Origin of the sequence: Rathayibacter sp. SW19 (assembly GCF_030866825.1) — a bacterium.
Lineage (GTDB): Bacteria > Actinomycetota > Actinomycetes > Actinomycetales > Microbacteriaceae > Rathayibacter_A > Rathayibacter_A soli.
Genome location: NZ_CP133020.1, coordinates 43,688 through 57,214, shown reverse-complemented (window position 1 = coordinate 57,214; position 13,527 = coordinate 43,688). Strand labels below are relative to the sequence as shown.

Here is a 13,527-nt window from a genome sequence, read left to right as displayed (position 1 = left end):
GGGTCACACTCTTAGCGCGAGCGTGGCGGTCGGCGCGTCTTCGGCGCTGAGCGCCAGGTCTTCGAACTCCACCACGCTGTCGAGATCGGCGCCCATCGAGATGTTGGTCACACGCTCCAGAATAACCTCAACGATCACGGGCACCTGGAACTGGTCGCGCAGCTCCGCGGCCTTGGCGAAGGCGGCGCCGAGCGCGCTCGGGTCGAGCACCCTGATCGCCTTGCAGCCGAGTCCCTCTGCGACCTTGATGTGGTCGACGCCGTAGCCCTGTGTTTCGGGCGAGTTGATGTTCTCGAACGCCAACGACACGTGATAATCCATATCGAACCCGCGCTGCGATTGCCGGATCAGGCCGAGATAGCTGTTGTTGACGACGACGTGGATGTACGGCAACTGATGCTGAGCCCCGACCGCAAGCTCTTCGATCATGAACTGGAAGTCGTAGTCGCCCGACAGCGCGACCACATTCTCACCCGGCTTGCCGCGCACCACTCCCAGCGACGCAGGAACGGTCCAGCCGAGCGGGCCGGCTTGCCCCGCGTTGATCCACTTGCGCGCACCGAACACGTGCAGCATCTGCGCGCCGGCGATCTGCGATAGCCCAATCGTCGACACGTATGTCGTGTCGGGCCCGAACGCCTTGTTCATCTCCTCGTACACACGCTGCGGCTTGATCGGCACATTGTCGAAGTGCGTCTTGCGATGCATCGTCGCCTTGCGCTGGAAGCACTCGTCTGCCCACGCTGAATAGTCCGGCAGCGTGCCGGCGACCTGCCGCTCCAGGGCGACCGCGATCAGCGCCTCCAGGGCGGCCCCGGCATCCGAAACGATGCCGTAGTCAGGAGCGAACACCCGCCCGATCTGCGTCGGCTCGATGTCGACATGCACGAATGTGCGCCCGGCCGTGTACGTCGCGAGCCCGCCGGTCTGGCGGTTTGCCCAGCGGTTGCCGATGCCGATCACGAAATCGGATGCGAGGAAGCTCGCGTTCGCATACCGCTGCGAGGTCTGAATTCCGGCCATGCCGGCCATCAGCCGGTGGTCGTCCGGGATCGAGCCCCAGCCCATCAGCGTCGGGATCACCGGCACGTTCAGCAGTTCGGCCAGTTCGACCAGGTGTGCCGATGCGCCGGCGTTGATGATGCCGCCGCCCGCGATGATCACAGGATGCTTGGCCGCCGTCAGCAGATCCAGTGCCTTTTGCGCCTGCGCACGACTCGCTCGCGGCGGCGTCACCGGGATCGGCTCGTAGGTGTCGATGTCGAACTCGATCTCGGCCATCTGCACGTTGAACGGCAGATCAATCAGGGCAGGGCCGGGCCGCCCGGAGCGCATCACGTGGAACGCCTTCTGGAACGCGCCGGGCACCTGTGCCGGCTCGAGCACGGTCATCGCGAACTTCGTGACCGGTGCGGCGATCGACACGATGTCAACGGCCTGAAAGTCTTCGGTGTGCAGCTTGTTGGTCGCCGCCTGACCGGTGATGCACAGGATCGGCACCGAGTCCGCCCACGCGGCGTACAGGCCTGTGACCATGTCTGTGCCGCCGGGTCCGGAGGTTCCGACGCAGACACCGATCCGGCCGTCCGCGGTGCGGCTGTAGCCGTCGGCCATGTGCGAGGCACCCTCGACGTGCCGGGCGAGAGTGTGGCGCAGACCGCCGTGCGCTCGCATGGCCGAGTAGAAGGGATTGATTGCCGCGCCGGGGAGGCCGAAGATCTCGGTCGCGCCCTCCTTTTCCAGAATCAGCACTGCGGCATCGACGGTGCGCATGCGTGTCATGAGAAGCTCCTTACGTTGTTTTGCGGGTTGAGGAGGCCGCCCGCGGCCGTCTCGAAACCCCGGTAGTAGGTGATTTACTTCTGCCGGGACATCGCAGCGGTCTGCTTGAACAGCCCCGAGTGGTCGAGCCCGCCGTCGCCCTGGTTCACCATGGCTGTGACGAGTTGCGCTACCGCGGCGCCGAGCGGTGTGACCACTCCGGCTTCGCGTGCGGCGGCGGTGACAATGCCGAGATCCTTGTTGTGGAGCTCAAGTCGGAAGCCGGGCGCGAAGTTGCGATCGAGCATCTTCTGGCCCTTCTGGTCGAGTACTTTCGAGCCGGCGAGCCCGCCGCCGAGCACCTTCAGGGCGGCATCGGTGTCGACACCGTAGGCCTCGAGAAACACGATCGCCTCAGACAGCGCCTGGATGTTCACCGCCACGATCAGCTGGTTCGCGGCCTTGACGGTCTGCCCCGCGCCGGACGGCCCGACGTGCACGATCGTCTTGCCGACCGCCTCGAGAATCGGGCGCGCCTCCTCGAAGGTGGCGGCGTCGCCGCCGACCATGATCGACAGCACTCCGTCGATCGCGCCCTGCTCGCCACCGGAGACCGGCGCGTCCAGCGGGCGGATGCCGGCAGCCGCGGCGTCCTGCGCAAGTCGCGCCGCGACATCCGGGCGGATGCTGCTGGCATCGACCCAGATTGCCCCCGCTTTCGCGTTGGCCAGGATGCCGTCGGCACCGGAGGCGACAGCCTCGACATCGGGTGAGTCCGGCACCATCGTGATGATGATGTCGGCGTCCTTGACGGCATCCGCAATGCTGGTCGCGCCGGTGCCGCCTGCGGCGACAAGTGCGTCGATCTTGGCCTGGCTGCGGTTGAAGCCTGTGACGGTGTGGCCGGCCTTGATCAGGTTGACGGCCATGGGCAGGCCCATGATGCCGAGCCCGATGACGGTGACGTTGCTCATCTGAAAAGTCCTTTACGTTCTATTGGTGGTCGAGTAGCCCGCGAGCGCAGCGAGCAGGCGTATCGAGACCCGCTTACGCGGCGAGCCAACTGAATGCGGTCTCGCGCGGCGCCTTGTACTCGAGGCCGATGTACCCCTGGTAGCCGAGCTCGGTGCTCCGTGCGAGCCAGTCGGCCAGCGGCAGTGTCCCGGTGCCGGGGGCGCCGCGTCCTGGGTCGTCCGCAATCTGAATGTGGCCGAAGTCGGCAGCATGGTTCCCGATCACGGACGCGACATCGTCGCCGTTGACGGCCAGGTGGTAGAAGTCGGCGAGCAGCTTGATGTTCGTGCCCCCGGATTGCGCGATGACTCGCTCGATGACGGCCAGGGCGTCCGCCGCGGTTTTCAGCGGATAGCGCTCTGCACCGCTGACCGGCTCGAGCAGCACGATGCCGTCCATGCCGGCTACCGCGGCGGCCGCGGCGGCCAGATTTTCTATGGCAACGGCATCCTGTTCCGCGGCACTGGCATCGTCGGCCCTGTTGCCGTACAGCGCGTTGAACGCGCGGCAGCCGAGTTCTTTGCCGATGCCTGCGACAACGTCGATGTTGTCGCGGAACTCGTTCGAGCGGGCAGGCCACGAGACTAGTCCGCGATCGCCGCCTGGCATGTCCCCGGCGTTGAAGTTCAAGCCGGTCAACTGCACGCCGGCGTTGCGGATGGCTGTGACGAACGCATCAAGCTCGGCGTCGCCCGGTACCGAACGGGCGAACGGCCACCAGTACTCGACGGCGTCAAAGCCCGCAGCCTTCGCGGCGGCCGGGCGTTCAAGCAAGGGCAACTCCGTCAACAGGATGGAGCAGTTCACCGTGTACGTCATCGTCGTATCCTCGTCGTGTCACTCGGTTTGGTTTCAATACTTTTCCGCATTGCGAGATTATTATTCTGCGGTGTGAAAAGAATACGTCAGCGCGGCGCAGGCGTCAAGAGGCACATCAGGCGGGCAAAACTATCTAGACAGACTAGACAGATTGATCGACTGAGTGTAGCGTTTGACATATGGGTGCGACATGGCAGGTACAGGAGGCAAAGCAGCGCTTCAGCGAGTTGGTGCGCGCCGCCGAGTCAGGAGAGCCGCAGATCATCAGCCGGCACGGGCGACCGGTCGCGGCACTGGTCGATATCGATGACTTCCGAGCCACACACGACTCGGGGCCCTCCTTCCACGACTTCCTGCTTGCAGGGCCATCCTTCGACGCACTTGAGTTCCCTGACCGGCAAATCGACCCCGAGCGCCTCGCCGAGTTCGACGGATGACTCGCTACTTGCTTGACACGAACATCGTGTCGGAGCTTCGCCGCATGCAGCCAAATGCAGGCGTACGCGATTGGTATGACACCATCCCGCAGGCCGAACTCGTCGTCAGCGTGCTCACCGTCGGTGAGATCCGCTACGGCATCGAGCGAGTGCGCCGGCGAGGCGACACCGAACAGGCCGACCGCCTCGACGAGTGGCTGAGCACGCTTCACGAGCATTTCGGCGATCGGATCGTACCGGTGGATGTCGCCACTGCACAGGCGTGGGGCCGCATCCGCACCATTCGGTCGATCCCGGTCATCGACGCGCTGCTCACCGCAACGTGCATCGCGCACGACCTGACGCTCGTCACCCGGAATGTGCACGATGTCGCCGACCTCGGCGCGCGCATCGTGAACCCGTTCGAAAGCTAGCGCGACTACGTCAGGCGGATCTGCCGGTTGACGTCTTTGTAGAGCAGGTAACGGAACGGGCCGGGCCCACCGGCGTAGCAGGCCTGCGGGCAGAACGCACGCAGCCACATGAAGTCGCCTGCCTCGACCTCGACCCAGTCGTCGTTGAGCCGGTAGACGGCTTTACCCTCGAGCACATACAGCCCGTGCTCCATCACGTGGGTTTCGGCGAACGGAATCGTGCCGCCGGGTGCAAACGTGACGATGTTGACATGCATGTCGTGGGCGAGGTCGTTCGGGTCGACGAAACGTGTCGTCGCCCAGGCGTCGTTCGTGCCGGGCATCGCGACGGGTGCAACATCCTGATCGCGCGTTACGAACGACAACACTGAATAACCCTCGAGCGGTTCGTAGGCCTTGCGGATCCACTGGAACGTGGCCGGCCCGTCGCTGTCGTTGGCGACCGACCATGCGGCCCCTGCCGCCAGATAGGCGTAGCCGCCGGGCTCGAGATGGTGGACGGTACCGTCCAAGGTCAACTCGAGCGCGCCCTGCGTGAGAAACACGACGCCCTCGACACCGGCCTCAGCCTCCGGCGCATCGCTGCCGCCGCCGGCGCCGACTTCGACGATCAGTTGTGAGAAGGTCGTGGCGAAGCCTGCGATCGGTCGGGCGATGATCCAGGACCGCGTGTTGCGCCAGCCGGGCAGGTTGCTCGTGACGATGTCGCGCAGCACACCCTTGGGGATGACGGTGTACGCCTCGCGCACGATCGCGCGATCGGTAAGCAGTGTGGTCTGCGGCGGCAGTCCGCCCTCGGGCGAATAGTAGGTGCTCATGATCTGTTCCTCGTCTCGAATGTGGACTCCGGATGCGCATGCAACCCCGGATGCGCCAACTCCTGCAACCTCGCAACCGGTACCGCAACGTCCCGTTCGACTTCGTCAGCGCTGAGCGCGCCGCAGTCCAGCCCCCGGCAGACGAAGCCGGCGAGTGCCCGTGCTGTTGCGGGTTCGTCCATCACGGCTCCAGCGACACCGCCCAGATAGTTGCGCAGCCGCACAGCCGCGGCCGCGTAGCCCTCCCGATAGAACGCATACGTCGCACTGAACCGAGACGGCAACTGGGCAGGATGCATGTCCCAGCCCTGGTAGTAACCGCGCTCCAGCGAGCGCCGCACGAGCCTGCCGTGCAGGCGCCAGGCGTCTTCGACACCGGCGCCGACGGGCACGACGTTGGTCGAGCCATCCGAAAGTCGAATGCCGGTGCCCGCGGCCGCCAGCTGCATGACCTGCTTCGCGAAGTCCGCGACCGGGTGTTCCATCGACTGGTATTGCGCGGCGATCTCCAGCGATGCGCTGTAGTCATACGTGCCGTAGTGCAGCCCGCTGATCCGGCCGGGAACCACGTGCGGCAACTGCGCCACCGGCGAGGTGCCATCGGCGCCGAGGATCAACTGCGGCGTCTCCACCTGCACCTCGAATCGCAGTCGCCCGGCCGGCAGCCCGTGCACCTGCTCGAGCGACGCGACGGCCAGCTCCATGGCTCGCACCTGCGCGACGGTTGTCACCTTGGGCAGTGTCAGCACGAGTCCGGCCGGCAATTCGCCCGCCCCGACCAGGCCGGAGACGAACAGATCGAGCGTGCGCAACCCTCGTGCGCGCGTCGCCGCCTCGAAGCATTTGAATCGGATGCCGATGAACGGCGGCGCAACCCCCGCCGACACTGCAGCTGTGACGGCTGCAACCGCGGCGAGCGCATCGGCGTCCTCGGTGTCGTCCGAGCGATTGCCGTAGCCGTCCTCGAAATCGAGCCGAAGATCCTCGATCGGTTCGACTTCAAGCTTCGCGAGCACGCGCGGCACAACCGCAGCCGCAACCGCGGCATCCTGCCCGAGCAGCGCACTGAGCGCGCCGAGCCCGCCATGGGCATCCGCCGCGGCGAGCGCCTGCTCGCCCCACTGTGCAGGCAAGGACGGCGTGTAGCGATCGGCCGGAACGTACACGGTGTGCACGGGTTGGCGGGAGCCGTCGTCGCCCGGATAGTTCGTGGCAAGCAGTTGGTCTGTCGACGCCAGGAGCGCGTCGATTTCAGCCAGCCGCGCCGCGGGCAGCGATCGAGTGGTCGACACGGCTCAGCCGAGCAGTTCGTAGGCGGGAATGGTCAAAAAGTCGGTGTAGTCGCTCGACAGGCAGATCTCGGCGACCAGCTCGGCGGCCGGCCGGTAGTTCGCGTCGAATGCCTCAGCGCTCACTTCGCCGCGCAAGCGTTCCACTTCCTCGTCAAGCAGGCGACGCACGAGTTCGCGCGTCAAGATCGCGCCGGTGTCTGCAAGCGTGACACTGCTGTTGAGGTGCTGCCAGACTTGCGAGCGGGAGATCTCCGCGGTCGCGGCATCCTCCATCAGGTTGCGGATGGCAGCTGCGCCATTGCCCCCGAACCACGCCGCCACATACGCAACGGCCACATACAGGTTGGTGCGCACACCGTCCTCGGTTACGACGCCGCCCTCGATGCGCGTGTCGAGCAGGTCGGCAGCGGTCACTGCCACCTCCGGCCGCTGCTTGCCGAGCTGGTTGGGCGCCCCGCGGAGCACGCCGTCGAAGACCTCGCGGCAGATCGACACGAGGTCCGGATGCGCAACCCACGAGCCGTCGAAACCGTCGTTGGCCTCGCGCGTCTTGTCGGCGCGCACCTTCTCGAACGCGTTCGCGGTGATCTCCGGCTCCGCGCGATTCGGAATGAACGCGGCCATGCCGCCCATCGCGAAGGCACCGCGGCGGTGGCAGGTCTTCACGAGCAGCTCCGTGTATGCCCGCATGAACGGCGCGGTCATGGTGATGAGTGCTCGGTCGGGCAGCACGAAGGTGCCGCCCGCGTCGCGGAAGTTCTTGATGATGCTGAACAGATAGTCCCACCGGCCAGCGTTCAGGCCGGAGGCGTGGTCCCTCAACTCGTAGAGGATCTCGTCCATCTCGAACGCGGCGGGAATCGTCTCGATCAGCACGGTCGCCCGGATCGTGCCCTGCTCGATTCCGAGGGCGTCCTGTGCGAACACGAACACGTCGTTCCACAGGCGGGCCTCAAGATGGCTCTCGATCTTCGGCAAGTAGTAGTACGGTCCGTCACCGTTTTCGATCAATTGCTTGGCATTGTGAAAGAAGTGCAGCCCGAAGTCGACCAGAGAAGCGGATGCTCGCTCCCCGTCGATCATGATGTGCTTCTCGGTCAGGTGCCAGCCTCTCGGTCGCGTCACGACGGTTGGCAGCGGTGCGTCCGTTCGCACGGCGTACGCCTTGCCCTCTGGCGAGGTGTAAGCAAGGGTGCCTCGAGCGGCGTCGCGCAGATTGACCTGCGATTCGACCACGTTGTGCCAGGTCGGCGAAGACGCATCTTCAAGGTCGGCCAGCCACACGTTGGCGCCGGAGTTCAGGGCATTGATCGCCATCTTCGCCGGCACCGCCGGGCCGGTGATCTCCACGCGCCGGTCCGTCAGTCGAGCCGGTGCGGATGCGACGCTCCACTCTCGCTCGCGGATCTCCGCGGTCTCGTCCAGAAAATCGAGTCGCCCCGTGGCCGCCACGGTCGCGCGCTTCTCGACCCGAGTGCTCAGCAATGCCAGCCGCCGCTGATTGAACTGTCGCTGCAGTCGCTCGAGGAAGGCCAGAGCGTCCTCAGTCAGGATCCCCTCTGTGCCGCTCGCACTGTCTCCGCTAGCACTGTCTCCGCTAGCACTGTCTCCGCTCGCACTGTCTCCGCTCGCACTGTCTCCACCTGCATTAATCGTGATCGTCATGGACGTGCCCTTCTCATACAGCGCTCATACAGCGGCAGCGAGCGTGGCGACAACCACCCTTGGCCGAATGATCGGAAGATTCTTTCCGTATCTTGGATATTTCCGTACTTTGGATGTTATTGTCTGAATCGCGGAATCTCAAGTGATCAGACCTCCGGACGACAACCTGGGGATCTGAGCACGGGCGACCGATCCAGTATCGTGGGTATGTTCGGCAGTTTCCACCATGCGGATAAGATTTGTCGACAGCGGTCAACCCGGAGGGTTCGGTCATGGCGGAGAAGACTTCTGAGGGCGTCAAGTCGGTCGTGCGCGTGTTCGACCTGCTCGAGTTGATCACGGATGCCGGTGGCGACGTCACCCTGAGCGAACTGTCCACGATGGCACAGCTTCCGCTCCCTACGATCCACCGTCTGCTGCGCACCCTCGTTTCGCTCGGCTACGTACGCCAGCTCGCCAACCGCAGGTATGCCCTCGGCCCACGGCTGGTGCGTCTCGGCGAGGCTGCGAACAAGCAGTTCGGAGCGCTCGCGCGCCCGCAGTTGAAGTGGCTCGTCGACCGTCTCGGCGAGACCTCGAACATGGCGATGCTGGACTCGGACATGGTCGTCTACGTTGCCCAGGTCCCCTCCCCGCACGCGATGCGCATGTTCACCGAGGTCGGCCGGCGCGCGCACACGCACGACACCGGCGTCGGCAAGGCCATCCTCGCCCAACTCGACGATGAAACGGTGCGTGGCATCGTCGAACGCGCGGGCATGCCGACCCCGACCGCGACGAGCATCGGCACTGTCGACGAATTGCTGAAAGACCTTGCCGCCATCCGCGAGCGCGGCTACTCGATCGACGCGGGGGAGCAGGAGCTCGGCGTGCGCTGCTTCGCCATGGCCATCCCCGGCGCTCCGACGCCGACCGCGATCTCTGTCTCTGGACCCGAGGCTCGGGTCGATGACGCGTTCGCTGCACGGGCCATCCCGCTGTTGAGAGAAGCAGTCGCGAACATCGCAAAGAACGCCGCCAACATCTGAGCAAAGCGCCGGCGACCGCTCTGGCTCGCTTGACGATTCACTCTGGCACGTCTTACCATTCTCGTATCGCAATAATCTAATTCCGCCTCTCGGAATTCAGTTGCGATTGTCGGACTGACGAGGTACCCGATGAACGAGCAAAGTCGCCCAGTTTCTGAAATCAACGCGGCTCACACCGCCACCACGAAGTGGCCCGGAGTGATTGTGAACGGCCAGCAGCGCCCGCTGGGCGAGGTCGCATCTCACACGACCGCGCTGGATTGGCTGCGTACCCGCGGCCTGACCGGCAGCAAGGAAGGCTGCGCCGAGGGTGAGTGCGGCGCGTGCGCCGTCCTGGTCGCCGGGCCGGATGGCCACGGCGGCACCGCCTGGAACTCGGTCAACTCCTGTCTGATTCCGGTCGCTGCTCTGGACGGCCAAGAGATCGTCACATCGGAGGGCCTCGGCTCACCGGAGCACCTGAACCCGGTACAGGCAGAAATGGCGAGCAACGGAAGCTCCCAGTGCGGCTACTGCACCTCCGGCTTCGCGTGCAGCATGGCCGCCGAGTTCTACCGTCGCGGGCGCAGCGACGACGCTGCACATGAAGGCGGCGCATCGCAAATCTCGCACGAGCACCACGAGCACGGGCCGAACGGTTTCGACCTGCACGCGCTCGGCGGCAACCTCTGCCGCTGCACCGGTTACCGGCCGATCCGCGATGCCGCGTACGCTCTCGGCGACCCTGACCCGGCGGATGCCCTCGCTCTCCGCCGCGATCGGCCCGCTCCTGCTGCTGTCGCCACCGACTTGACGGCGTCGGATGGGCGCTTTGTGCGGCCGTCCACCCTCATCGAAGCGCTGTCCCTGCTTGCCGAGAACCCAGGAGCCAAAGTGCTCGCCGGCTCGACGGACTGGGGCGTCGAGGTCAATCTGCGCGGGAGTCGCAACGCGCTCGTCATTGCGATCGACCGGTTGCCGGAACTGCGCACCTTCGATACCGTCACGGAAAACGTGGGTACCGGCAGCACCAGTACCGGCGGCTTCGTCGAAATCGGTGCAGCGCTGACGCTGTCCGAAGTGGAACGCGACCTCGACGGCCGGATTCCGCTGCTCGCAGAGCTCTTCCCTCAGTTCGCGTCGCGGCTGATCCGCAACCGGGCGACGATCGGCGGCAACCTGGGCACTGGCTCCCCGATCGGTGACACGCCTCCCGCACTGTTGGCGCTCGGCGCACGAGTTGTGCTCGCGTCCCTGGACGGCGAGCGCGAGGTCCCGATCGACGAGTACTTCACCGGCTACCGCACCACGGTGCGCGAGTCGCACGAATTGATTCGCGCCATCCGCATTCCGCTGCCGACCGCTCCCATCGTCGCGTTCCACAAGATCGCCAAGCGCCGCTTCGACGACATCTCCAGTGTGGCCCTCGCGTTCGCGCTCGAGGTCGACGCCGGCATCGTCACCGGTGCCATGATCGGCCTTGGCGGCGTGGCAGCCACCCCGCTGCGCGCTCGCGCTACGGAGGCCGCTTTGATCGGAAGGGCATGGAACGAGGACACCATCGCTGCGGCATCCGCCGTGCTTGGTGCAGAGGGCACCCCGATGGAGGATCACCGGGCGAGCGCAGCATACCGACGTATCATGCTGTCACAAGCGCTTCCTAAGCTTTACGTCCAGACCGGCGACGGTCAGGCATCAGAAAGTCAGGAGGTTTCAGTATGAGCGCACTGTCAGAGCGCCCGGCGAGCCCCATCGTCGGACAGAACGAACCGCACGAGAGCGCCGTCGGCCATGTGACCGGTCGGGCGCTGTACACGGACGATATCGCAACCCTCACCCGTGATGCGCTGACCGCCTGGCCGGTGCAGGCCACGCAGGCGCACGCGTTGATCACTGCACTGCGCACCGACCGGGCCCTCGTAGTTCCCGGCGTTGTGCGGGTGTTGACGGCCGAGGATGTACCCGGCCTGAACGACGCGGGCATCTGGGGAGACGAACCGCTGTTCCCCACGGAGGTCATGTACTACGGCCACGCCGTGTGCTGGGTGCTCGGTGAAACCCCGGAGGCAGCGCGCCTGGGAGCCGCGGCAGTCGAGCTCGAATACGAGACTCTGCCATCCGTCATCACGGTCAGTGAGGCGATCACGGCCGGCTCGTTCCAGGGCAAAGCGCGCGTCTCTCGCCGTGGAGACGTCGATGCAGCGCTGTCGTCGGCTGCGCACGTGTTCGAAGGCGAGATCGAAACAGGCTGCCAAGAGCACTTCTACCTCGAGACCCAGGCTTCGCTCGCCTACTACGACGAGGGCGGCCAGCTGTACGTGCAGTCGAGCACGCAGAACCCGGCAGAGTGCCAGGCCATCGTCGCGCACGTTCTGGGGCTCACGAGCAACGCCATCACCGTGCAATCGCTGCGGATGGGCGGCGGCTTCGGCGGTAAGGAGACGCAACCGCACGGCTTCGCTGCCATTGCCGCGCTCGGCACCACCCTGACCGGTCGGCCCGTTCGACTGCGTCTGAACCGCACACAAGACATCACAATCACCGGCAAACGACCAGGTTTCCAACTGACCTGGAAGGCCGGCTTCGACGATGACGGCAAACTCGTCGGGTTGAAGGCGAACATGACCGCCGACGGCGGATGGTGCCTCGACCTGATGGAGGCCGTGCTCTCCCGCGCACTGTGCCACATCGACAACGCATACTGGGTGCCTAACATCGAAGTCAACGGTCGAATCGCAAAGACCAACAAGACGTCGCAGACCGCGTTCCGTGGCTTCGGCGGGCCACAGGGTGTGCTGCTCATCGAGGACGTGTTCGGCAAATGCGCCCCAGCACTCGGCATCGACCCCGCCGACCTGCGCCGCCGCAACTTCTACGCCCCCGGTCAAACGACTCCGTACGGCCAGGTAGTGAAAGACGCGCAGCGGATGCCCGCAATCTGGACCACGCTGCTCGAGAACTCCGACTTCGCGCGGCGTCAGCACGAGGTCGAAGCGTTCAACGACAGCCATCCGTATGTCAAGCGCGGGCTGGCAATCACGCCGGTCAAGTTCGGCATCTCGTTCAACGTCTCGTTCTTCAACCAGGCGGGCGCCCTCGTGCTCGTCTATAAAGACGGGTCTGTGCTGATCAATCACGGCGGCACCGAGATGGGTCAGGGCCTGCACACCAAAATGATCCAGGTCGCGGCAACCGCCCTCGGCGTTCCTCGTTCGGCTGTTCGTCTGGCGCCGACGCGCACGGACAAGATTCCCAACACGTCTGCGACCTCCGCGAGCACCGGAACCGACCTCAACGGCGGCGCGGTCAAGAACGCGTGCGACCAGATTCGTGACCGGATGGCCGTGGTCGCCGGCAGCATCCTCGACGTCAGCCCTGCGGACGTGCGCTTTGGCAACGGCATGGTCACCGGGCTCAGTGCGCCCGGCCAGGAGCTGACATTCGCCGAGGTGGCTCAGGCCGCGTACCTGCGGCGCGTGCAATTGTCTGCCGCCGGCTACTACCGAACCGAGGGCCTGCACTGGGATCCTGAGACCTGGACCGGTTCGCCGTTCAAGTACTTCGCCTACGGCGCTGCGGTGACCGAGGTCGAGATCGACGGGTTCACCGGCGCGTATCACACGCGCAGGGTCGACATCGTGCACGACGTCGGGGACTCGTTGTCTCCAATGATCGACATCGGCCAGATCGAGGGCGGCTACGTACAAGGCGTCGGATGGCTGACGTTGGAAGACCTGCGCTGGGACACATCGGACGGCCCGAACCGGGGACGTCTGCAGACCCAGTCCGCGAGCACGTACAAGCTTCCGAGCTTCTCAGAGATGCCGGAGGAGTTCAATGTGACACTGTTCGACCAAGCGCACGAGGAGGGCTCGATCTACGGGTCCAAGGCGGTCGGTGAGCCGCCGCTGATGCTGGCGCTCAGCATGCGCGAGGCACTTCGTCAAGCGGTCGGCGCGTTCGGCCCGGCAGGCCGGCCGGTCAACCTCGGATCCCCCGCGACCCCGGAGGCTGTTTTCTGGGCTGTCGATGCCGCGAAGGATGCCGCCAGCCGGCTGTTGCAGACTCCAGAACCTCAGCCGGCGCTGGTCCGCTAGCCATTGGTCGAGTAGCCCGCGAGCCTTCGGTCCCTGAGCGTAGCCGAAGGGCGGATCCGTCCGGTGGTCGAGTAGCCCGCGAGCTTTCGATCCCTGAGCGTAGCCGAAGGGCGAGCAGGCGGATCCCTCCGGTGGTCGAGTAGCCCGCGAGCTTTCGATCCCTGAGCGTAGCCGAAGGGCGAGCAGGCGTATCGAGACCCAACA

11 protein-coding genes are annotated in these 13,527 nt (G+C 65.4%); 5 read left to right on the top strand and 6 right to left on the bottom strand.

Annotation, left to right across the window (positions count from 1 at the left end):
- Positions 1-3: 3 nt before the first annotated feature.
- From gcl to QU604_RS00255, 3 genes are all read right to left on the bottom strand, one after another.
- Entirely contained in the window at positions 4-1,782 is a 1,779-nt protein-coding gene (gene gcl, locus QU604_RS00265) for a glyoxylate carboligase (RefSeq protein WP_308466798.1), read from the bottom strand.
- 74 nt (positions 1,783-1,856) lie between these two features.
- A complete protein-coding gene (locus QU604_RS00260) occupies positions 1,857-2,735 on the bottom strand; it encodes a 2-hydroxy-3-oxopropionate reductase (RefSeq protein WP_308466797.1) in 879 nt (292 codons plus the stop codon).
- 73 nt (positions 2,736-2,808) lie between these two features.
- On the bottom strand, positions 2,809-3,594 hold the full coding sequence (locus QU604_RS00255; protein ID WP_308466796.1) for a hydroxypyruvate isomerase family protein: 786 nt from the start codon (positions 3,592-3,594) through the stop codon (positions 2,809-2,811).
- Positions 3,595-3,773: 179 nt separating this feature from the next.
- Here QU604_RS00255 and QU604_RS00250 point away from each other — a divergent pair, with 179 nt between their 5' ends.
- Both QU604_RS00250 and QU604_RS00245 read left to right on the top strand, forming a co-directional pair.
- Entirely contained in the window at positions 3,774-4,031 is a 258-nt protein-coding gene (locus QU604_RS00250; protein ID WP_308466795.1) for a type II toxin-antitoxin system Phd/YefM family antitoxin, read from the top strand.
- Complete coding sequence (locus QU604_RS00245) at positions 4,028-4,444, top strand: type II toxin-antitoxin system VapC family toxin (RefSeq protein ID WP_308466794.1); 417 nt, start codon at positions 4,028-4,030, stop codon at positions 4,442-4,444. The genes QU604_RS00250 and QU604_RS00245 overlap by 4 nt, the downstream gene beginning before the upstream one ends.
- Positions 4,445-4,449: 5 nt before the next feature.
- Here QU604_RS00245 and QU604_RS00240 read toward each other — a convergent pair whose 3' ends face one another.
- Genes QU604_RS00240 through aceB form a run of 3 tightly spaced genes read right to left on the bottom strand, consistent with a single transcriptional unit; the run spans position 4,450 to position 8,219 of the window.
- On the bottom strand, positions 4,450-5,262 hold the full coding sequence (locus QU604_RS00240; protein ID WP_308466793.1) for a bifunctional allantoicase/(S)-ureidoglycine aminohydrolase: 813 nt from the start codon (positions 5,260-5,262) through the stop codon (positions 4,450-4,452).
- Positions 5,259-6,554, bottom strand: a complete 1,296-nt coding sequence (locus QU604_RS00235; RefSeq protein ID WP_308466792.1) for a DUF6986 family protein — start codon at positions 6,552-6,554, stop codon at positions 5,259-5,261. The genes QU604_RS00240 and QU604_RS00235 overlap by 4 nt, the downstream gene beginning before the upstream one ends.
- A gap of 3 nt (positions 6,555-6,557) precedes the next feature.
- The gene (gene aceB, locus QU604_RS00230) at positions 6,558-8,219 is read right to left on the bottom strand and encodes a malate synthase A (protein ID WP_308466791.1); all 1,662 of its coding nucleotides are present in this window, start codon (positions 8,217-8,219) and stop codon (positions 6,558-6,560) included.
- A 272-nt stretch (positions 8,220-8,491) separates the two neighbouring features.
- Between aceB and QU604_RS00225 the strand changes: the two genes are divergently transcribed.
- The 3 genes from QU604_RS00225 (at position 8,492) to xdhB (ending at position 13,323) form a co-directional block, all read left to right on the top strand.
- Positions 8,492-9,247 (top strand): IclR family transcriptional regulator, encoded by a 756-nt coding sequence (locus QU604_RS00225; protein ID WP_308466790.1) that lies wholly within the window; start codon positions 8,492-8,494, stop codon positions 9,245-9,247.
- A gap of 129 nt (positions 9,248-9,376) precedes the next feature.
- Positions 9,377-10,948 (top strand): xanthine dehydrogenase small subunit, encoded by a 1,572-nt coding sequence (locus QU604_RS00220; RefSeq protein WP_308466789.1) that lies wholly within the window; start codon positions 9,377-9,379, stop codon positions 10,946-10,948.
- A complete protein-coding gene (gene xdhB / locus QU604_RS00215; protein ID WP_308466788.1) occupies positions 10,945-13,323 on the top strand; it encodes a xanthine dehydrogenase molybdopterin binding subunit in 2,379 nt (792 codons plus the stop codon). The genes QU604_RS00220 and xdhB overlap by 4 nt, the downstream gene beginning before the upstream one ends.
- Positions 13,324-13,527: the final 204 nt, after the last annotated feature.

Excerpts from the sequence above, each read along its gene's own strand:
- QU604_RS00225 (WP_308466790.1), top strand. The coding sequence starts at position 8,492 with ATGGCGGAGAAGACTTCTGAGGGCGTCAAGTCGGTCGTGCGCGTGTTC.
- aceB (WP_308466791.1), bottom strand. The coding sequence starts at position 8,219 with ATGACGATCACGATTAATGCAGGTGGAGACAGTGCGAGCGGAGACAGT.
- QU604_RS00220 (WP_308466789.1), top strand. The coding sequence starts at position 9,377 with ATGAACGAGCAAAGTCGCCCAGTTTCTGAAATCAACGCGGCTCACACC.
- QU604_RS00260 (WP_308466797.1), bottom strand. The coding sequence starts at position 2,735 with ATGAGCAACGTCACCGTCATCGGGCTCGGCATCATGGGCCTGCCCATG.
- QU604_RS00255 (WP_308466796.1), bottom strand. The coding sequence starts at position 3,594 with ATGACGTACACGGTGAACTGCTCCATCCTGTTGACGGAGTTGCCCTTG.
- gcl (WP_308466798.1), bottom strand. The coding sequence starts at position 1,782 with ATGACACGCATGCGCACCGTCGATGCCGCAGTGCTGATTCTGGAAAAG.
- QU604_RS00240 (WP_308466793.1), bottom strand. The coding sequence starts at position 5,262 with ATGAGCACCTACTATTCGCCCGAGGGCGGACTGCCGCCGCAGACCACA.
- QU604_RS00245 (WP_308466794.1), top strand. The coding sequence starts at position 4,028 with ATGACTCGCTACTTGCTTGACACGAACATCGTGTCGGAGCTTCGCCGC.
- xdhB (WP_308466788.1), top strand. The coding sequence starts at position 10,945 with ATGAGCGCACTGTCAGAGCGCCCGGCGAGCCCCATCGTCGGACAGAAC.
- QU604_RS00250 (WP_308466795.1), top strand. The coding sequence starts at position 3,774 with ATGGGTGCGACATGGCAGGTACAGGAGGCAAAGCAGCGCTTCAGCGAG.